Origin of the sequence: Agrobacterium pusense (assembly GCF_900102105.1) — a bacterium.
Lineage (GTDB): Bacteria > Pseudomonadota > Alphaproteobacteria > Rhizobiales > Rhizobiaceae > Agrobacterium > Agrobacterium pusense.
This window is the reverse complement of sequence record NZ_FNBB01000004.1, coordinates 135,101-154,336: the sequence shown is the minus strand read 5'-3', so window position 1 is coordinate 154,336 and position 19,236 is coordinate 135,101. Positions and strand designations below refer to the sequence as shown.

The following is a 19,236-nucleotide window of genomic DNA, read 5'->3' as shown; positions in this document are numbered from 1 at the left end:
CCGGCGTGCAGCCGGCCACGGCTTATTTCCCGCCAGTGAGATTACGAATGAGGCGCATGAAGATGCGCGCACCGATACCGATCAGTGCGTCCGGAAAGTCGTAATCGGGGTTGTGCAGATTGGGATAGTCCCGGCCCGCGCCGAGAAAGAACATCGCCGACGACGAGACGCCACGGAAACGGCCGAAATCCTCGGAAGCGCGCATGGGCAGACCTTGGGAACCGTGGGAGATTTTCTCGTCGTCCAGCGCCTGCCGGATATGATCGACGGCGTCCGGGGCGTTTTCGCAATGCAGGAAAATATCGTCATAGGTGATATCGAGCGCCAGCCTCTCTTCGTCTGCCACCCTTTTTGCGAGCGTCTCCGCGGCGTTGCACAGGTTTTCCATCCGGTCGTCGGTCAGCGTTCTGAGTGTCGCCCAGATTTCCGCGTCAGCCGGGGAAATGCCGAAGGCCGCTTCCCCCATGATCGCGTGGGTGATCGTCACCATCGAAAAATCCGGTGCCGGCGGAAAACCGGAACCGAGATCGCTCAGGGACGGCATCAGCCTGGCAATCGCCCGCATGGGGGAAATGCCGTGTTCCGGTGAGGAGGCATGTGCCGTCTTGCCCGCTAATGTGATTTTGATGCCGCGCGATGCGCAATTGACCGGCCCTTCCACCACGCTGACATGGCCGAAGGGCAGGCCGGGGAGGTTGTGAAGTGAAAATGAATAGTCCGGTTTTATCTCCGTAAAGCGGGGATCGGCAATAACGGCGGCTGCGCCCGCACCGGTTTCCTCCGCCGGCTGAAAAAGAAGAATGACCCGTCCTGTCTCCGGCCGCTGGCGGGCAAGGCCAAGCGCCAGTGCCGTCAGAATGGTGGAGTGGCCGTCGTGACCGCACAGATGGCCTTTTCCATCGACGCTCGAACGATATTCAACTTCACCCTTTTCGTGGATAGGCAGCGCGTCGATTTCCGAGCGGATCAGAACCGAGGGGCCGCTTCTGCCGCTGTCATAGACAGCCGCCACGCCATGGCCGCCGAGGCCGGCAAGAAGCCGGTCAGGTGGTGCCTGCTCAAGAAAGGCATGGACGCGGCGGGCGGTTTCTTTCTCCTCTCCGGAAATTTCCGGATGGCGATGCAAATCGTGGCGAAGCTCAATGAGATCGAGCATGTCCTTATTTGTCAGAAACATCAAAATTCCCTGCAGGTCGGTCGGCGTTTTGCTGCCGCAACTTACAGATCATTGTCTTCAATGCAAAACCTTTGGCGGGTGCCAGCGCTTGCCCGCCGTTTTCGGTTTGACGGTGAGCGGGATGACATCGGCAGGGAGTGGGATCTTTGTTTTCGTCAGTTCCAGCCGCGCAAGCGCGGCCCGCGCCTTCTCCGCATATTCGAGATGTTGGGCCTCGTCCGAATGATAATGCTGCAATCTTTCAAGGATTTCGGCACCTTCCATCTTTCTTTCGGCGGCGATGAGAGCAACGGCGCATTTGTAGAGCGCTTCGCGGTGGAACGGCGCGCGATTGGTGACCTGGCGGAAGGCCTCGGATGCCTCGTGATAATGCTGTTGCGCCAGCCGTGCCTCACCGATGCGGAGCCAAAGCAGAACCGGGTCCTGGCCGCTGGCGAGAAGCGCCAGGAAGGCGATTTCCGCCTCCCGGAACTCGCCCCGATCAAGAGACAGGTTGGCCAGCCCGAATTGGGCGCCGGAATGACCGGGCGCTGCGGCAAGCACCTGGCTGAAGGCGATGCTTGCGGCAGCCTTCCTGCCCGCCTTGTAAAATTTGAGTCCCTGTTCGTAGACAAATCGGATGCTGCGCGGGTGAAGCGTGCCGCCGAGATTATCACCCGAGCGGGTGCGAAACAGCGTGCAGCTCAGCTTCTGCTCCTCCGGCCCGAAGAAATATTTATAGGGCTCGTTGCCACGCAGGAAGTCGTAGGTCTTGAAACCCTGCTCGATTGCCCTTCGGATGCAATGCCCATGCAGCACGAGGCCGGGGGAAGGCGTTTTCCAGTTCTCGTCGCGGCCGGTGATGTAGAACATTACAGATTTTTTCCGGCGATCGATGATGTTGGCGAGTGCGCCAAGCGGCTGGTCGCCGAACCACAGCACAGGTACCTCTAGATCACCGCGAATAAAGACATCCATCAGCATCTGGCGGGTCGCGCCGATCAGGAGCTCGGTGCGTTCCTTGCCCTTATGCGGCGCCCAGCGGATGCGCCAGAAATCGAAGAGAATGTCCATGTCCCGCTTGATGGTATCTTTCGTTGCGAAGCTGATGCGATATTCGTCCCCGCCCTCGACCTTTCTCATGAAACGCCTGAGCTTTTGGCGGGTCTGGCTGCTCATGTGGCTTTCAAGATACCCGTCAAACGTGTCCGGCAGGGTCACGACCGGGCAGATGCAATTGTTGATGTTGTAGGGGTTGGTCGGCATATTGTCTCGGAACATGACGAGCGGGCCCTGAAGCGCCCTGATCATGGCATCGCGCCGTTCCGGCGGGCCTGAAAGATAATCGAGTTTCAGCTCGGTCCAGTTCTGTTGTCTTATATAGGCGCAGAAACCGGCGACGGCGTGATCTTCATAGTCCGGCAGGGTGATGAAACCAGTATAATCCGCGGCAGCATTGCCGGCCATGACGATGCTGTCGTGAAAGCGGCCGGTTTTCTTGTCCGGTTCGGTGACGATGCGCAACGGAAAAAACGCCACATAGGGCGAGCCTTCCGAACGTTCCCTCAGAGCCAGAACGAACCAGCGCCCGCGGCGCGGCATGTAATCGCGCAGCCAGCCCCAGGAGAGAAAATGCCGGGCATGGGGATCGGCCATGAACACCGATTCCCAGTTTTCCCGAACCGCCTCGAAGCCGGCGTCGGTGTCAATGATGTCGATGCGCATGTGTCCCCCTCCCAATACAGATCACACATTCGGGAGGTTTCATTTTATGGGCAAATGATCCGCTTCAAATATTCCCTTCGGGTGAAACCCCCGCATCAAATGGGATTAGCCCGCGAGCGGCCTTGCTTCGGCCACCGCGACAAAAAAGCCCTTGTCACCCGGCCGAAGCGCTCTAACATGCGTGTTGAATGCGAGGCCGGCTCAACGATCCGCATGGCACAGGAGTTCTCTATGGCTGTTCCTTACATGCTTCTGACCGGTGCCAGCCGGGGAATTGGGCATGCCACCGTCAAGCTGTTTCAGGAAAAGGGCTGGAGGATCCTGACCGTTTCGCGGCAGCCCTTTTCCGAGGAATGCCGTTGGCCCTCCGCACGCGAGAGCCATATCCAGGCCGATCTGGAAGACCTGTCGCGGGTAGAAGATCTGGCAGAAGAGGTGCGTTCACGCCTGCCGGAAGGAAAGCTTGCGGCGCTTGTCAACAATGCCGGAATTTCGCCGAAGGGCGAAGGCGGAAGCCGCCTTGGTGTGATGGATACGACGGCGGATATCTGGACGCGGGTGCTCAATGTCAATCTCGTCTCAACAGCGCTGCTCGCCCGCGCGCTCCTGCCGGAGCTGGAGGCGGCGAAAGGCTCGATCGTCAATGTCACCTCCATCGTCGGTTCGCGGGTTCACCCCTTCGCCGGTGTTGCTTATGCCACGTCGAAGGCGGCACTCGCCGCACTGACGCGCGAACTGGCGCATGAATTTGGTCCGCGGGGCGTTCGAGCCAACGCGATTGCGCCGGGGGAAATCAATACTGCCATTCTGTCTCCGGGTACGGCCGAGCTGGTGGATGCCCAGGTTCCGCTCGGGCGGCTCGGCACCACGGCGGAGGTGGCGCAGACAATCCTTTTTCTCTGCTCGGAACAGTCCAGCTACATCAACGGCGCGGAAATCCACATCAATGGCGGACAGCACGTCTGACGCCTCAGCCAATCAACCGAAACGGAGCCATTATCGATGACCATCCTGCCAAATTCCGTCGAGGCACGCGATATCGCCTATCAGATGCATCCCAATGTAAATCTGCGCAAATTCGAAAAGACCGGTGGTCTGGTGATTGAAAGCGGCGAGGGCATCTATGTCACCGACAGCAGTGGCAAGCGATATATCGAGGCGATGGCGGGACTGTGGTCGGTGGCGCTCGGTTTTGGTGAGCAGCGGCTGGTGGAAGCCGCGACAAAGCAGATGCAGAAGCTGCCCTATTACCACACCTTCTCCTACAAGACGCATAGCCCGTCCGTCGATCTCGCCGAACTGCTGATCGAGCTTTCGCCGGTGCCGATGTCGAAAGTTCATTTCACCTCCTCCGGCTCGGAAGCCAACGATCTGGTCGCCAAGATGGTTTGGTATCGTTCGAATGCGCTGGGCAAGAAGGACAAGAAGAAGATCATCGGCCGCATCAAGGGTTATCATGGCGTGACCATTGCGTCGGCCTCGATCACCGGCTTGCCGCGCAACCATGAGAGTTTCGATCTGCCGCTGGACCGCATGCTGCATACGGCCTGCCCCTCCTATGTGCATTTCGGGAAGGAGGGCGAAAGTGAGGCGGATTTCACCGCGCGTATCCTCGAGGAGTTGGAGGATCTGATCCTTCGCGAAGGTCCCGAAACCATCGCCGCCTTCTGGGGCGAGCCGGTAATGGGCGCCGGTGGCGTTCTTTTGCCGCCGGAGGGCTATTGGGAAGGCGTACAGGCGATCCTGAAGAAATATGACATCCTGCTTGTGGTCGACGAGGTCATCTGCGGTTTTGGCCGCACGGGCAAGATGTTCGCCTGCGAGACCTACGGTATCAAGCCGGACGTGCTTGTGGTCTCAAAGCAGATTTCGTCGTCCTACATGCCGCTTTCGGCGATCATCATGAATGACAATTTCTACCAGCCTATCGCCGATGAGTCCGACCGGATCGGATCGTTCGGCCATGGCTACACCGCCTCCGGCCACCCGGTCGCAACGGCTGTGGGGCTGGAAAACCTGAAGATCATTCAGGAACGCGATCTGGTCGGCAATGTCGCGCGGCTCGAAGGCCGGTTCCTCGATCATCTGAAGGCACTTACGGATCACCCGCTCATTCATTCCTCGCGCGGTATCGGCCTCATCGGCGCGCTGGAGGTGAAGCCATGGGAAGGCATGAAGCCGGGCGACACGACGTTTGCCCTCGCCGCCGCCATTGAGGAGGAGGGTGTCATAACCCGGCCAATCGGTGAATCCATCTGTTTCTGTCCGCCGCTGATTATTACCGCGGAGCAACTGGATGAGCTGTTTGCTGGTGTGAAGCGCGGTCTCGACAAGGTTGCGGCCGCCCGAGGCTGAAAATTTTGGCAATTGTGCCGGCCGGTTGATCCGGCCGACCTATCCCCGGTAGGCCACGAGTACCGCACCGCAGGCGATCAGCACGACGCCGAGCCAGTTGGGCAACGAAAGCCTTTCGCCCAAAAACAGCACTGCAAAGACGGCGACAAAGACGACACTGAGCTTGTCGATGGGTGCGACACGGGCGGCGTCGCCAATTTTCAGCGCCCGGAAATAGCATATCCAGGATGCGCCGGTTGCCAGACCGGAGAGCACGAGAAAGGCCCAGGTTTTCCCCGAGATGGTGGAAGGCTGCTGCCAGTTGCCGGTGATATAAACCATCAGGCCTGCGGCAGCGAGAATAACGATGGTTCGGATGAAAGTGGCGAAATCGGAATTGACGTTTTCGATGCCGATCTTGGCGAAAATGGCAGTCAGAGCCGCGAATGCCGCCGATAACAGGGCCCAGAATTGCCACGCCAGGAAAATGTTTCTCATATGGGCCACTCCATTCATCGCAACGGTTCTTGTTTGATCTGGCCTACAGCATCGCCCGTCCGATAAAAACTGTTTTCCGACACCTGCTTGAACGACAAAGGCCGACACATCGAGATGACGCGCCGGCCTTCATGCGAGGCCTGTCCGGACGAGGCCGGGCAGGCAGGACCTTGGGAGGTCGTATTACTCTGCCGGCTGCACCGAGGCCGGAAGCTGATCCACATCGGCGATGCCGGTGAATTCTTCCTTGCCGCTGAGCACGCGGGCAAGCTGGTCCTGGTCCAGTTCGCCTTCCCAGCGGGCGACGACGATGGTGGCGACCGCATTGCCGACGAAGTTGGTGAGCGCGCGGCATTCCGACATGAAGCGGTCGATGCCGAGGATCAGCGCCATGCCGGCGACCGGAACCGAAGGCACGACGGAGAGCGTGGCCGCGAGCGTGATGAAGCCTGCACCGGTAATGCCGGCGGCACCCTTGGAGGAGAGCATGGCGACGAGCAGCAGCAGAATCTGTTCGCCGAAGGAGAGGTGAATGCCGGTCGCCTGCGCGATGAAGAGGGCTGCCAGCGTCATGTAGATGTTGGTGCCGTCAAGATTGAAGGAGTAACCGGTGGGAATGACGAGACCGACGACGGAGCGCTTGCAGCCGGCCTTTTCCATCTTGCTCATCAGGCCCGGCAGGGCGGCCTCGGAAGACGAGGTACCGAGAACCAGCAGCAGTTCTTCCTTGATGTAGCGGATCAGCGCGACGATGGAGAAGCCGTTATAGCGGCAGACGGCGCCGAGGACCACGAACACGAACAGGAAGGACGTGACGTAGAAGGTGCCGATCAGCATCGCAAGATTGGTGACGGACGAGATGCCGTATTTGCCGATGGTGAAGGCCATGGCGCCGAAAGCACCGATCGGGGCAGCCTTCATCAGGATCGCGACCAGCTTGAAAATCGGATACATCAGGGCGTGCATGAAATCGGTGACCGGCTTGCCCTTTTCGCCGACGACGCCGAGCGCGATACCGAAGAGCACCGAGAAGAACAGCACCTGCAGGATATCGCCGCTGGCGAATGCGCCGACGATGGTCGTCGGGATGATGTTCATCAGGAAGCCGGTAATGGTCTGCTCATGGGCCTTGTCGGCGTAGGTCGCGACGGCCTTGGCATCGAGCGTTGCCGGATCGATGTTCATGCCCGCGCCGGGCTGCACGGTGTTGGCGACGATGAGGCCTACGATAAGCGCAAGGGTGGAGAATACGAGGAAGTAGATCATGGCCTTGCCGGCCACGCGGCCAACCTTCTTCATGTCGTTCATGCCGGCAATGCCGGTTGCGACAGTGAGGAAGATGACGGGCGCGATGATCATCTTGACGAGGCGGATGAAGCCATCGCCGAGCGGCTTCAGTTCTTCACCGAAGGCCGGATAGAAATGGCCGAGTGCGATACCGGCTATGATGGCCACCAGAACCTGAAAATACAGATGCTTGTAGAATGGCAATTTGGCGTGGCCCGCGGCCACGGCTGTCGTATCGATCATGTTTTTTCCTCCTCGGCCTCACCCTGCCTTGATTGGCCTCCCGGGATCGCCGTGTCGTTGACGGCTTCGCGCCGATTGAGGAGACATGTGCAATACGCATGCCAGACTTGATTATTTGCCGTAACCAACTGATTCAAAAAGTTCTTTTTTGGAGGGATAAAAGGCGCGACAGTTAACTGTGCGGAATTTCGGACAAAAACTCTTGCGGTCTGTGTGTAAATCCGCACAATTGGCCCATGAACCAGATAGAGAATTCACTCCATTCCCAGGCGAAGCGACGGGCGCAATGGCTGGCGCTCGCGGGGCTTTGGCTGCTTATCGGTTTTGGCATGCTGCTTGTCGCCGATGAATTTGCCCGCCATCAGGCCCTGCGTGCGGCGGGTTCCGAGGCCTCGACCGATGCGGAACTGAAGATCGCCCTTTTGAATGTTGCACTGGAGCGGCCGCGGGCCATTCCGCTGGTTCTTTCCGGCGATCCCGATCTTGCCGTCGCTCTCGATGGCGGCGGCGCTTCGGCTCTAGATCGGCTCAATCGAAAGCTTGAAGGGCTTATCGAAGGAACCCAGTCCTCTGTCATTTACGTGACCGGGCCGACCGGCCTGACCATCGCGTCGAGCAACTGGCGGCAGGCGGACAGCTTTGTCGGTTCCAACTATGCCTTCCGTGAGTATTTTCAGGCGGCGATGAAGACTGGCATGTCCGAACATTATGCGCTCGGCAATGTCAGTCGCCGGCCAGGTCTCTATATCTCCCGCCGGATCGATGCGGCTGATGGCCGGCCGCTTGGCGTCGTGATTGCCAAGGTCGAGTTCAACCGGCTGGAAGCGGACTGGAATATCGGAGGCAAGCCGGTCTATGTCGTCGACAGAAACGGTGTCGTGCTGATGACGAGCGTGCCGGAGTGGCGCTTCAAGACAGTCGCGGCCATCGACGAGGCGCGACGAAACACCATTTCCGAAAGCCTGCAATTCGGCAATGAGGCGCTGGCGACGCTGCCTTTCCGAACGGCTCGATCACTGGGCGACGGTGTTCCGCTCATCCACGTTGATGAGCCGGGGCGCGAACGCGGCGATTATCTTCGGCTGGAAATGCCGGTGCCGACGACATCCTGGACCCTGCATTATCTTCAGCCCGTCGCACCCGCTCTGAATGCCGCCATCCGCGAGGGCAGGGCGGTGGCGCTGGCGACGCTCATGCCGCTGATTGCGCTTTCGGCGCTGTGGCTGTGGCGCAGGCACAAGGCTCTGAAAGAAAAGGAAGAAGAACAAAGGGCCCGCGCCGAGCTTGAACTTAAGGTACAGGAGAGAACCCGAGATCTGACGAAGACGCGCGATCATCTTCAGGCGGAAATCGCCCTGCACGAAAAGACCACCGGGGAGTTGCGCAATGTCCAGCATGAGCTGGTGCAGGCCAACCGCCTTTCCATTCTTGGGCAGGTGGCGGCTGGCGTGGCCCATGAGATAAACCAGCCTGTGGCGACAATCCGCGCCTTTGCCGATAATGCGCGCATTCTGCTGAAGCGTGAACGTCTGGCTGAAGCCAGTGAAAATCTTGAGGACATTGCCGCCCTTACCGAGCGTATCGGCACGATTACCAGCGATCTGAAGATACTCGCGCGCAAGGGCCGAACCGGCGCTGAACCTGTCAGTGTTCGAACCGTCATCGAAGGCGCGGTGATGCTGCTGCGCAGCCGTTTTTCCGGTCAGATGGACGCGCTCGATATTGTCTTGCCCGATCAGGATCTGAAAGTGCTCGGCAGCCGCATCCGGCTGGAGCAAATCCTCATCAATCTTCTGCAAAACGCGCTGGAAGCGACTGAAGCGATTGATACGGCCCGGGTGGAGGTGCGTGTTCGCGAAGAAGGCGACGCGGTTGTAATCTCGGTTGGCGACAATGGCGGGGGCATTCCGGAAGCCATCCGTGCCCAGCTTTTTTCACCCTTCAATACCTCCAAGGAGGGCGGTCTCGGCCTTGGCCTTGTCATCTCAAACGATATCGCTTCGGACTATGGCGGGCGCATTGAGGTGAAGAGTGGCGAGGCAGGCACGTGTTTTTCCGTATATCTGAAGCGAGCATGACATGACGGCGGATGGTACTATATTTCTGGTCGATGACGACTCGCAGCTGCGCAAGGCGATGGTGCAGACGCTGGAGCTAGACGGGCTGCCGGTCACTTCCTTTTCCCGAGCCGAGCAGGCGCTTGCAGCTTTGAGTGAAGATTTCGACGGCGTCGTTATCACTGATGTGCGCATGCCCGGCATGACCGGGCTGGAATTTTTCGACCATGTCCGCAAGATCGATGCGGATCTGCCTGTCATCCTCATTACCGGCCATGGTGATGTACCCATGGCCGTCGATGCGCTCCACAACGGCGCCTATGACTTCATAGCCAAGCCGTTTCCCGCCGAACGGATGGTGGAGAGCGCCCGCAGAGCCCTCGAAAAACGCCGCCTCGTGCTGGAAAATCGCGCGCTTCGCCGGGCAGCCGGGCAGGCGGAGGACGACCTGCCGCTGATCGGGCAAACACCCGCCATGGAGCGCTTGCGCACGACGCTCAGGCATATTGCCGATACGGATGTCGATGTGCTGGTGGCCGGCGAAACGGGCAGCGGCAAGGAAGTGGTGGCAACGGCCCTTCATCGTTGGAGCAAGAAGCGCGCCAAGGGCAATTTCGTTGCGCTGAATTGTGGTGCGCTACCTGAAACGGTGATCGAGAGCGAGCTTTTCGGCCATGAGCCGGGAGCATTTACCGGGGCACAGAAAAAACGTGTCGGCCGCATCGAACATTCAAGTGGTGGCACGTTGTTCCTGGACGAGATCGAAAGCATGCCGCTTGCCGTGCAGGTGAAAATGCTGCGTGTGCTGGAAATGCGCGAGGTCTCGCCGCTTGGTTCAAACGAGGAGCGACCTGTCGATATCCGCGTGGTTGCGGCGGCCAAGGTTGACCTTGGCGATCCGGCCGAACGTGGCGCGTTTCGTGAGGACCTTTATTACCGGCTGAATGTCGTCACATTGTCGATACCGCCGCTTCGCGAACGCAGGGCGGATATTCCACTCTTGTTTTCCCACTTCGTCACCAAGGCAGCCAACCGCTTCAACATGCCGGTGCCGCAGATCGGCGCCGGGGTTTCCCGTCGTCTCAACGATCATGATTGGCCCGGCAATGTCCGGGAACTCGGCCATTTTGCCGAGAGGGTAGTTCTGGGGCTTGAGACGGAATTGGCGGCCACATCTGTTCTGCAGTCGGAAATCCCGGCTTCCGGCACCTTGCCGGAGCGTATGGACGAGATCGAGGCGCGCATCATCCGCGAGACACTGGAGCAATCCAATGGCGACGTCGCGGAAACCATCGCCACGCTCGGTATCGCCCGCAAGACCTTTTACGACAAACTGCAACGCCACGGTATCAACCGGGCGGACTATGTGAAGAACGGCGCGGCCTGAAACTGTGCAGAGGACGACTTATGGCGACGGCGCGACGTTGTCCTGCTCCGACCCCCATTGAAAAGCCGCAGACTTTTCCGTCTGCGGCCTGGCAATAATCGCAGCAATTGCGGCAAGGGCCGTCGTTTCAGCCTGCTACGCAGAAATGACGCTGACCGTCATAATCCGTGTAGGTGCCGGTGCGGGAATTGAAGCTGCGGTAACGCTGCGAGCAATAATCGTACCAGGCGTTGGTCCACGGCTCGATGGTGCGATAGGTCTGGGGCTGACTATAGACGGGACGGCTGTCGTAAACCGGCTGCGCGCGATAGACCGGCGCCGGGCGATAAACCGGCTGCGGTGCTGGCCGGTAGTAACGATAGTCCGGCTCTTCATAGACATAGCTCGGCTCATAGGCCTGATAACGGCGCGGTGCCGGATCGATATAGACCCGTTCCTCCTCCACCGGTGCCGGGCGGGAAAGGGCGGAACCAACGGCAACACCGGCGGCAAGGCCAAGCACACCTCCCAGAAGCGCCGCGTCGCGGCGGTCGTGGCGGTCCCAGTCGCCGGCGGATGCGCTGTTGAAGGGAGCGATGGTTGCGGCGGCGACGGCGATAGCCATAGCGGTTTTGGCTGCAAAGGACGACATGGTGTTTTTCCATCCAGGTGGCAGGGTGCTGCCAGTTGCAAATTCGATGGTTAAGGAAATACAGCCCGCCTGCTGAACGGTCGCTGAATGAATTGTGGCAGACCGGCTGTCGCCCACAATTCCCGTTTGCCTGCGTCCCACGCTTCGCGCTAAAACTCGGGAGCAAACAGGACGCGCCCATGAGCCTTGCCCATATAACCGTATCTCCCGATTCATCGCATGAGGATCGTGCCCAGGCCATTCGAGACACTTTGCGCGACGCCATTGTCGATCGCCGGCTGGCGCCGGGAACGAAATTGTCGGAAGCGGAAGTGGGAAAGTTGTTCGATGTCAGCCGCACGGTGGTGCGCGCGGCGCTGCAGATGCTTGCCTATGAGGGCCTCGTGAAGGCCGAGCGCAATCGGGGCGCTTTCGTTTCCAATCCGACGCCCGACGAGGCGCGGCAGGTATTTGCGTCCCGCCGGCTGATCGAGCCCGGCGTCGTTGACGCGGCAATCGAAAAAATCACGCCTGCGGCGGTAAAGAAGCTGCGGGAGCATCTGTTGGAGGAGAGCAGGCATCAGCAGGAACGCGGGCCGAGCGCACGGCGGGCCGAAATCAAGGCCTCGGGTGATTTTCACCTGATGCTGGCGTCAATTGCCGGCAATGCCATCCTAGAAAAATTCATGGATGAACTGGTTGCGCGCTCATCGCTGGTCATCGCGCTCTATGGGCGCTCCGGCGTATCGAGCTGCGGTCATAACGAACATGCCGATCTTCTGGATGCGCTGGAGGCGAAGGATGCGGCAAGGGCCCGGGCGCTGATGCTGCAACATCTTAATCATATAGAGGCCGATCTCGACCTCCGTACCAAGGAAGGTCTAGCCCTCAGGGACGCTCTGGCGCTTTAGGATATCGGTGTATCGGCCCTCACACGCCGTGCGAGGGCGATATCAGCGGAAACCGGAGCGTGCCGGTCATGCCGCGTAGCGGCTGATTGCCAGATCGTGGGTGTCGATCTCGGGCGTCGCACCGCTGATCATGTCCGCAAGGACGCGGGCGGAGCCACAGGACATGGTCCAGCCGAGCGTGCCGTGGCCGGTGTTAAGGTAAAGGTTGCTGTAGCGGGTAGCGCCGATAACAGGCGTACCATCCGGCGTCATCGGGCGCAGGCCACACCAGAATTTCGCCTGCGACTGATCGCCCGCGCCACCGAACAGGTCTTCCACCGAATGGGCGAGTGTTGCCTGCCGCGCTGCGGGCAAGTCCTTGCTGAAGCCGGCGATTTCCGCCATTCCGCCAGCACGGATGCGCGAACCGAGCCGGGTGATCGCGACCTTGAACGTTTCATCCATCACCGTGGAGACGGGCGCCCGTTCCTCTTTCACAATCGGCACCGTGATGGAATAACCCTTGACCGGGTAGACCGGCAGGGTCAGACCGAGCTGACGCAGGAACTGTGGAGAGTAGCTGCCAAGCGCGGCGACAAAAATATCCGCTTCCACAAGCCCGCGGGTGGTCTCCACCGCCTTGACGCGTCCTGCCTCAACGATGGGGCGCATGATCCCCGTGTCGTACAAGAAGGTAACGCCCGCTTCTTCCGCCATGCGGGCAAGCTCGGTGGTGAACATGTAGCAGTCACCGGTCTCGTCGCCAGGCAGCCGCAGCCCGCCGACGATCTTTTCCTTCGATGGCGAGAGGCCGGGTTCCACGGCGGCGCAGCCGTCTCGGTCGAGAATTTCGAAAGGCACGCCGCCCGCCGTCAGCACGTCCACGTCCTTGCCGATCGCGTCAAACTGCTTTTGTGTGCGGAATACCTCCAGCGTGCCCTGCATGCGCTGGTCATACTGGATGCCTGTCTCTTCCCGCAGTGCCATTAGGCAGTCGCGGCTATATTCCGCGACGCGCACCATGCGGCTCTTGTTGATGGCATAACGCGCCGAGGTACAGTTGCGCAGCATCTGGCTCATCCAGCGCCAGGCGGCCGGATCGACCGTCGGGCGAATGATCAGCGGTGCATGTTTCATGAACAGCCATTTCATGGCCTTGACCGGAATGCCCGGCGCGGCCCAGGGCGAAGAATAGCCGGGGGAAACCTCACCCGCATTGGCAAAGCTGGTCTCGAGCGCTGCAGCCGGCTGCCGGTCGATCACCGTCACCTTGTGCCCGGCTTTGGCCAGATACCAGGCGGATGTCACGCCGACGACGCCGGCTCCGAGGATAGTGACGTTCATGATCGTCTCACTTGTGATTGACTGATGTTGAAGCAAAGGTCGGGGTTTCGTCCGGCTGAATATAGGTACGGCGATAACGACGGCCGAGGCCGGTCAGGATTTCGTAGGCGATCGTGCCCGCATCGTCCGCGATGTCTTCAAGCGTTTGCTCGGGGCCGATCATCTGCACGAAACTGCCTTGGGTCAATGTTCCCTCGGGCAGGGCGGATATGTCCAGAATGATGCTGTCCATCGAAACGCGCCCCGCGATCGGCAGGCGCACGCCATCATGCCATGCCGCGCCGCGATTGCTGAGCGAGCGCGGCAGGCCGTCTGCATAACCGGCGGCGATCGTCGCAAGACGCGTAGAGCCGGACGCTTCGAAGGAACCGCCGTAACCAACCAGCGAACCGGCGGAAACGGTGCGGGTCTGGATCACGGCGAGATCGAGGCGAACGACCGGCTTCATCGGGTTCGGGCGGTCGACAGAGGGTGCGCCGCCGTAAAGCGCGATGCCGGGGCGCAGCAGGTGGTTGTGGTACTCACGACCCAGAAAAATACCTCCGGAGTTGGAAAAACAGACCGGGACATCAGGAAACGCAATCGTGGCCTGCCGCATCGCCGACAGCTGCGCCGCATTGCATGCATGGCCCGGTTCGTCGGCGCAGGCGAGGTGGCTCATGACGAAGGCGATGTCGATACCATCGAACAGTTGCGGCTGGGAGGTGAGGGTTTCCAGCTCTTCGGGGGAAAGGCCGAGGCGGCACATGCCGGTATCGATCTGCACGGCGGCTGCAAGTTTCCTGCCGAGCGTCTTGGCATGGACCGCCCATTGGGCGATCTGCTCCAGCGAATTGAGAACCGGTGTGATCGCCATGGCGGCGCAGGAGGTCTCATTGCCGGGTTGAAGGCCGTTGAGGACGAAGATCCGCGCCTGGGCGGGAAGACGCAGCCGAAGCGCCAGCGCCTCGTCAATATGAGCGACGAAGAAATGACGACACCCCGCATCGAACAGGGTTTGCGAGACCATATCCGCACCGAGGCCATATGCATCGGCCTTGACGACCGCCGCCGTCTGGGATGCGGGCGCCATCGCCGCAAGTGCCAGATAATTGTCGCGCAATGCGCCGAGATCGATGGTCAGATGGCCGCTTGCACCACCCGCTGCCTGCTGGCGGCTGATCTGCATGTCCATAGTCGCTCACCCTCATTTTTATCTTATGAGAGTATTGCAACGATTATCGAATTTCTTGGCGATTATTCGAAGGAAATGCGATAGAATTGGCAATCGCGCAATTTTCTTTTGCTGATTGGAATTTTCTATGTCGTCACTCGATGCGACCGACCGCCATATCATCCGGCTGCTTCGGCTCAACGCCCGCATCAGCAACGCAAAGCTTGCTGCAGAGGTCGGGCTTTCGCCATCCGCGTGCTTGCGTCGCGTCGATATTCTCGAACGGGAAGGGATCATCCGCGGTTACACGGCGCTTACCAGCGGCCTCGCCGGCGGTGAGGTGATTTCGGTCATCGTGCAGATCACGCTCGACCGGCAGACGGAGGATTTTCTCAACCGTTTCGAAAATGCGGTGCGGCGATATCCGGAAATCCGCGAATGTTATCTCATGACCGGCGGTTCGGATTATTTCCTGCGTTGCGAGGCAGAAAGTGCGGGGGATTTCGAGCGCATCCACAAGGAGATACTCTCGAAGCTGCCGGGGGTCTCGCGTATTCATTCGAGCTTCGCGATCCGGAATGTGCTGGCGACGCCGAAGGCGAGGTAGCATCGAGTGTGGGGCTTCACCCCCACCACCGATAAAAATGATGCACCGGCCCGCGCCCATGTCCAACGGCAAGGCTCCGCCCAGCATCAAGCGCCCCATTCAAATAATCTTTCGCCAGCTCCACGGCCTCCAGCAACTCGCTTCCCCTCGCAAGATGCGCCGTGATCGCCGCCGCCAGCGTGCAGCCGGTGCCGTGATCGTTCTTCGTCTCTACGCGTGCAGCGGAAAGCGCCTGCATGGTGCCATCTGCAAACAGATAATCCGTGCTCTCAGGCCCCGCACCATGTCCGCCCTTGATGAGCACCGCTTTCGCGCCCGCTTTCAGGATCGCCTCGGCCTGATGATTGATGTCCGTTTTCGTCTCCGCTATCGGCGTGCCGGTTAAAAGCGCCGCTTCCGGCAGGTTCGGCGTAACGATGGTCGCGATTGGCAGAAGCTCGCGCCGCAATGTCTCGATGGCGTCCTCTTGCAGCAAACGGTCGCCTGACGTCGCTACCATGACTGGATCCAGCACCACGGGCTGCGATTGCCGCCGGAGCCGTTCCGCTATGGCTGCAATGGTTTCGATACGGAAAACCATGCCGATCTTCACCGCATTGACGGTGAGATCGGAAAACACCGCATCCATCTGCGCGATGATGGTGGCCACCGAAATATCCTCGACCGCAGTTACGCCTCTGGTGTTCTGTGCGGTGATGGCGGTGATGACGCTGGCGCCATAGGCGCCAAGCGCGGAGAATGTCTTGAGGTCGGCCTGTATGCCCGCACCGCCGCCGCTGTCGGATCCGGCAATGGTCAACGCAATTGATGTCATGGCTGTCTCGCTTTCAGAGTGGCATCGATTGCGGAACGGAACTCCTTGGTCGCGCCGGCAATATCTGCCGCGCGGAAGATGGCGGAGATCACCGCGACTCCATCCGCACCGGCGGCAATGACAGAGGGGACGCGGGAGAGATCGATGCCGGCGATGGCGCCCACCGGCATGTCCGGCCGCCATTCCCTCAGCAGGCCGCGGAGTGTCGAAAATCCATCGATACCCACAGGCTTGTCCGGGTTGACCTTTGAAACTGTGTCGAACACGCCGCCGATGCAGGCGTAATCGGCGGGCATGGAGGCTGCCCGCTCGGCGTCGGCGCGGTTCTTGACCGTGAGGCCGATGATCGCCTTATCGCCAAGAATGCGCCGAGCGGTTTTGGCGTCCATATCGTCGGCGCCAAGATGCACTCCATCTGCGCCCGAGGCGAGCGCAACATCCACCCGGTCATTGATGACGAGCGGCACGCCGGTGCCGGCGATGGCCTCGTGGATGGCGCGGGCGTTTTCGATCATCTCCCGTGTCGAGCCGTGCTTGTCGCGATATTGCAGGATGGTCGCGCCATTAAGTGCAGCCGCCAGAGCAAGCTCAAAGAGAGGCGCGACATCGCCGAGGCTCCCATCCACAAGCGCGTTGAGGCGGTAATCAACCTTGTTCATTCTCGATCCTCGCATGATTGATGATATCCTCGCCGGTAATCGCCGAAAGCGCGTCCAGGAATGCCGGTTCGAACGTGCCGGGACCTCTGGCACAGGACGCGGCCAGTTCGGCGGAGACGCCGGTGACGGCAAGGGCGGACGCCGCCGCTGCCAAAGCATCCCGTTCCACGGCCATGAAAGCAGCGATGACGCCCCCCGAGAGGCAGCCCGTACCCGTTACCTTAGCCATCCAGGGATGGCCGTTTACGATCCTGACGCGTCGCGTCGCGTCGCTCAGGTGATCGACCGGCCCGGTTTCGATCCTGATTGCATCTGGCACCTCGCCGATCAGTCTCATTTCTGCACGGTTGCCACGCACGATCGCGGGAGAGAGAGTGATGAGCTCACGCGCGAAGGCCAGCCGGGATGGAGAATAGTCACAATGCACGGGGTCGACGATCCAGGGCTTGCCTGAGGCGTTGGCGATCTTCACTGCCAGCAGGATAACCTTGCGCCGTTCCGCATCCAGCGTGCCGAGATTGATGGTCAGCGCATCCGCCTTGGTAACGAAGCTTTCGATTTCCTCCAGCGACGTGGTCATGGAGGGAATGCCGCCGACAACGGTAATCCCGTCGGCGGTGAATTTTTGCACCACGGTATTCATAAGGCAATGTACGCGCGGACGCGCTTGCCTGACTTTTTCAAGGATTTCGGCGGCCTGCGTGGTCGTGGGGAAAGGGATTGTCATGGCTGCTGTAGCTCCACGGCGATTTCGTCCGCCGCCGGCGCCTGCTTGATGAGCTGCATTTCCTGCATGAAGGCGCCAAAACGCGCATAGCGGGCGCGGTCGAGTGCGGCAGGGCGCTTGGCAAAACGCGGCACTGTGTCGAAGAAAGCCTGCTTATTCAGTGCGTCATCGAGATTGGGATAGGCCTTGATGAAAAGCTGCCAGGATTCCTGCGGGTGATTGGTGATGAAAATAGCGGCCTGTTCCACGGCGGAGAGGAAACGCGGCAGGCGGCTGTCTGTTGCGAGATCGCGATGGGTGACGAAGATCAGCTCGTCATAGGCCGGAACACCATGTTCCTCGGGAAAGAAGGATCGGCCTTCGTGGCCCTCGAGCTTCATCTGCGTCAGTTCGAAATTGCGGAAACCGCCGAGCGTGGCGTCCACCTTGCCGGCGATGAGCGATGGCGACAGGGAGAAATTGACGTTGATGAGTTCCACATCGTCTTTCGTCAGACCGTCCTTTTCCAGCATGCGCTTCAACATGGCATCCTCGAAGCCGGATACGGAAAAACCGACTTTCCTGCCCTTCAGGTCCTTCAGGCTTTTGATCGGTCCGTCAGCCAGCACGGTGACGGTGTTTAGCGGCGTTTCGACCAGTGTGCCGAAACGGACGAGCGGCAGGCCGGCATCGTGGTCGAGATAGAGGTTGGGCTGGTAGTGCACGCCGATATCGGCCTGTTTTGCCGAAACGAGGCGCGGAACGGCGGAAGGATCTGCCGGAGGAACAAGTTCAACTTCGAGCCCCGCATCCGCAAAAAGGCCCCGCTCTTTCGCGATGACCATCGGCGCATGGTCGGGGTTCACGAACCATTCCAGCAATACCGTAAGCCTGTCGGCCGCCTGTGACTGAACGGGGGCAAATATGCTTGTCGCCGCGACGACGAAAGAAAGAAGAGTTCGCTTCATGATGCTGAAAGTCTCCGTAAATTCCCGAAAGGAATGGTGTGTTCTGTTTCCCTGGCCCAGGGCGCCAGATGGGCGGTGGCGCGATCCACCGCCAGTCGCAGCAGCACCGCCATGATGGCGAGTATCGCCATGGCGGCGAACATCGTGTCGGTCTGCATGCGGGCGTTTGACTGGATCATCACGAATCCAAGCCCTGCCGATGCGCCAACCCATTCGCCAATGACAGCGCCCAGCGGTGCGAGGGGTGCGGCCACCCGCAGCCCGGAGATAAGCGAAGGCAGTGCCAGTGGCACGCGCAACCGGGTGAGAACCTGCCAGTGGCTTGCCTGCGTCAGCGAGGCGGCATCGAGAATGGCGCGATCCGTCCTGTTGAGGCCATCGGTGAAGGAGGAGGCGACGGGAAAGAAGATGATGATCGCTGTCATCACCGCTTTCGAGGCCATGCCGAAGCCGAACCAGAGGACGAGGATGGGCGCCAGCACGAAGACCGGAAAGGCCTGCAAAACCAGAACCATCGGCCAGACGAGGCGACCGAGACGGGGGATTGCCGCGATGGAGAAAGCCACGAGAATACCGACCAGGACGCCGGCCGTCAGTCCAACGGCCATTTCGAGAAATGTAACCATGGCCTGCCCCAACAGGAAACCGGGGTGGCGCAGGAAGGCCGCGGCGACATCGGCCGGCGCCGGCAGGATATAACGGGGTGGGGAGAACAGCCATGTGCCTGCCTGCCAGAGAACAAGCAGGAGACCGACACCGTTCAACGCATGGGCGGCACGCATGAGCCGAACCTCAGAC

18 protein-coding genes are annotated in these 19,236 nt (G+C 60.2%); 6 read left to right on the top strand and 12 right to left on the bottom strand.

All coding sequences use genetic code 11. The features are described 5' to 3' along the window. Positions 1-22: 22 nt before the first annotated feature. Positions 23-1,177 carry an amidohydrolase gene (locus BLU28_RS12570; RefSeq protein WP_022563668.1) on the bottom strand — a complete coding sequence of 385 codons (1,155 nt, stop codon included), beginning with the start codon at positions 1,175-1,177 and terminating at the stop codon, positions 23-25. A 57-nt stretch (positions 1,178-1,234) separates the two neighbouring features. After that, complete coding sequence (locus tag BLU28_RS12565) at positions 1,235-2,881, bottom strand: GNAT family N-acetyltransferase (RefSeq protein WP_022563669.1); 1,647 nt, start codon at positions 2,879-2,881, stop codon at positions 1,235-1,237. A 231-nt stretch (positions 2,882-3,112) separates the two neighbouring features. On the opposite strand from BLU28_RS12565, the gene BLU28_RS12560 reads away from it, so the two are divergent. Together BLU28_RS12560 and BLU28_RS12555 are read left to right on the top strand one after the other, a co-directional pair. Continuing rightward, positions 3,113-3,847, top strand: a complete 735-nt coding sequence (locus BLU28_RS12560; protein WP_022563670.1) for an SDR family NAD(P)-dependent oxidoreductase — start codon at positions 3,113-3,115, stop codon at positions 3,845-3,847. A gap of 36 nt (positions 3,848-3,883) precedes the next feature. Then, positions 3,884-5,236, top strand: a complete 1,353-nt coding sequence (locus BLU28_RS12555; protein WP_077986405.1) for an aspartate aminotransferase family protein — start codon at positions 3,884-3,886, stop codon at positions 5,234-5,236. A 39-nt stretch (positions 5,237-5,275) separates the two neighbouring features. On the opposite strand, the gene BLU28_RS12550 is transcribed toward BLU28_RS12555, so the two are convergent. Together BLU28_RS12550 and BLU28_RS12545 are read right to left on the bottom strand one after the other, a co-directional pair. Continuing rightward, positions 5,276-5,713: an EamA family transporter gene (locus tag BLU28_RS12550; RefSeq protein WP_004438669.1), complete on the bottom strand. Its 438-nt coding sequence runs from the start codon at positions 5,711-5,713 to the stop codon at positions 5,276-5,278. A 183-nt stretch (positions 5,714-5,896) separates the two neighbouring features. Next, complete coding sequence (locus BLU28_RS12545; protein ID WP_004438672.1) at positions 5,897-7,243, bottom strand: dicarboxylate/amino acid:cation symporter; 1,347 nt, start codon at positions 7,241-7,243, stop codon at positions 5,897-5,899. Positions 7,244-7,479: 236 nt separating this feature from the next. On the opposite strand from BLU28_RS12545, the gene BLU28_RS12540 reads away from it, so the two are divergent. Next, positions 7,480-9,321 carry a sensor histidine kinase gene (locus BLU28_RS12540; protein ID WP_092651314.1) on the top strand — a complete coding sequence of 614 codons (1,842 nt, stop codon included), beginning with the start codon at positions 7,480-7,482 and terminating at the stop codon, positions 9,319-9,321. Between the two features lies 1 nt (position 9,322). Then, a complete protein-coding gene (locus BLU28_RS12535) occupies positions 9,323-10,687 on the top strand; it encodes a sigma-54-dependent transcriptional regulator (RefSeq protein ID WP_022563673.1) in 1,365 nt (454 codons plus the stop codon). 127 nt (positions 10,688-10,814) lie between these two features. Here BLU28_RS12535 and BLU28_RS12530 read toward each other — a convergent pair whose 3' ends face one another. After that, complete coding sequence (locus tag BLU28_RS12530) at positions 10,815-11,318, bottom strand: BA14K family protein (protein WP_022563674.1); 504 nt, start codon at positions 11,316-11,318, stop codon at positions 10,815-10,817. A 179-nt stretch (positions 11,319-11,497) separates the two neighbouring features. Here BLU28_RS12530 and BLU28_RS12525 point away from each other — a divergent pair, with 179 nt between their 5' ends. Beyond that, on the top strand, positions 11,498-12,208 hold the full coding sequence (locus BLU28_RS12525; protein WP_077986404.1) for a GntR family transcriptional regulator: 711 nt from the start codon (positions 11,498-11,500) through the stop codon (positions 12,206-12,208). A gap of 66 nt (positions 12,209-12,274) precedes the next feature. On the opposite strand, the gene BLU28_RS12520 is transcribed toward BLU28_RS12525, so the two are convergent. After that, positions 12,275-13,531, bottom strand: coding sequence for a D-amino acid dehydrogenase (locus BLU28_RS12520; protein WP_006698552.1), 1,257 nt, complete (start codon positions 13,529-13,531; stop codon positions 12,275-12,277). 7 nt (positions 13,532-13,538) lie between these two features. Then, the gene (gene alr, locus BLU28_RS12515) at positions 13,539-14,705 is read right to left on the bottom strand and encodes an alanine racemase (RefSeq protein ID WP_022563676.1); all 1,167 of its coding nucleotides are present in this window, start codon (positions 14,703-14,705) and stop codon (positions 13,539-13,541) included. Between the two features lie 127 nt (positions 14,706-14,832). Between alr and BLU28_RS12510 the strand changes: the two genes are divergently transcribed. Further along, complete coding sequence (locus BLU28_RS12510; protein ID WP_004438693.1) at positions 14,833-15,291, top strand: Lrp/AsnC family transcriptional regulator; 459 nt, start codon at positions 14,833-14,835, stop codon at positions 15,289-15,291. 16 nt (positions 15,292-15,307) lie between these two features. On the opposite strand, the gene thiD is transcribed toward BLU28_RS12510, so the two are convergent. The 5 genes from thiD to BLU28_RS12485 are packed head-to-tail and all read right to left on the bottom strand — an operon-like array spanning position 15,308 to position 19,220. Then, a complete protein-coding gene (gene thiD, locus BLU28_RS12505) occupies positions 15,308-16,105 on the bottom strand; it encodes a bifunctional hydroxymethylpyrimidine kinase/phosphomethylpyrimidine kinase (protein ID WP_077986403.1) in 798 nt (265 codons plus the stop codon). Then, positions 16,102-16,764, bottom strand: a complete 663-nt coding sequence (thiE, locus tag BLU28_RS12500) for a thiamine phosphate synthase (protein ID WP_022563678.1) — start codon at positions 16,762-16,764, stop codon at positions 16,102-16,104. The genes thiD and thiE overlap by 4 nt, the downstream gene beginning before the upstream one ends. Continuing rightward, positions 16,751-17,491, bottom strand: a complete 741-nt coding sequence (locus BLU28_RS12495) for a hydroxyethylthiazole kinase (protein WP_006698548.1) — start codon at positions 17,489-17,491, stop codon at positions 16,751-16,753. The genes thiE and BLU28_RS12495 overlap by 14 nt, the downstream gene beginning before the upstream one ends. Beyond that, complete coding sequence (locus tag BLU28_RS12490) at positions 17,488-18,438, bottom strand: ABC transporter substrate-binding protein (protein WP_006698547.1); 951 nt, start codon at positions 18,436-18,438, stop codon at positions 17,488-17,490. Before BLU28_RS12490 ends, BLU28_RS12495 begins: the two co-directional genes overlap by 4 nt. After that, positions 18,435-19,220 carry an ABC transporter permease gene (locus BLU28_RS12485; RefSeq protein WP_022563679.1) on the bottom strand — a complete coding sequence of 262 codons (786 nt, stop codon included), beginning with the start codon at positions 19,218-19,220 and terminating at the stop codon, positions 18,435-18,437. Before BLU28_RS12485 ends, BLU28_RS12490 begins: the two co-directional genes overlap by 4 nt. Between the last annotated feature and the right edge of the window lie 16 nt (positions 19,221-19,236).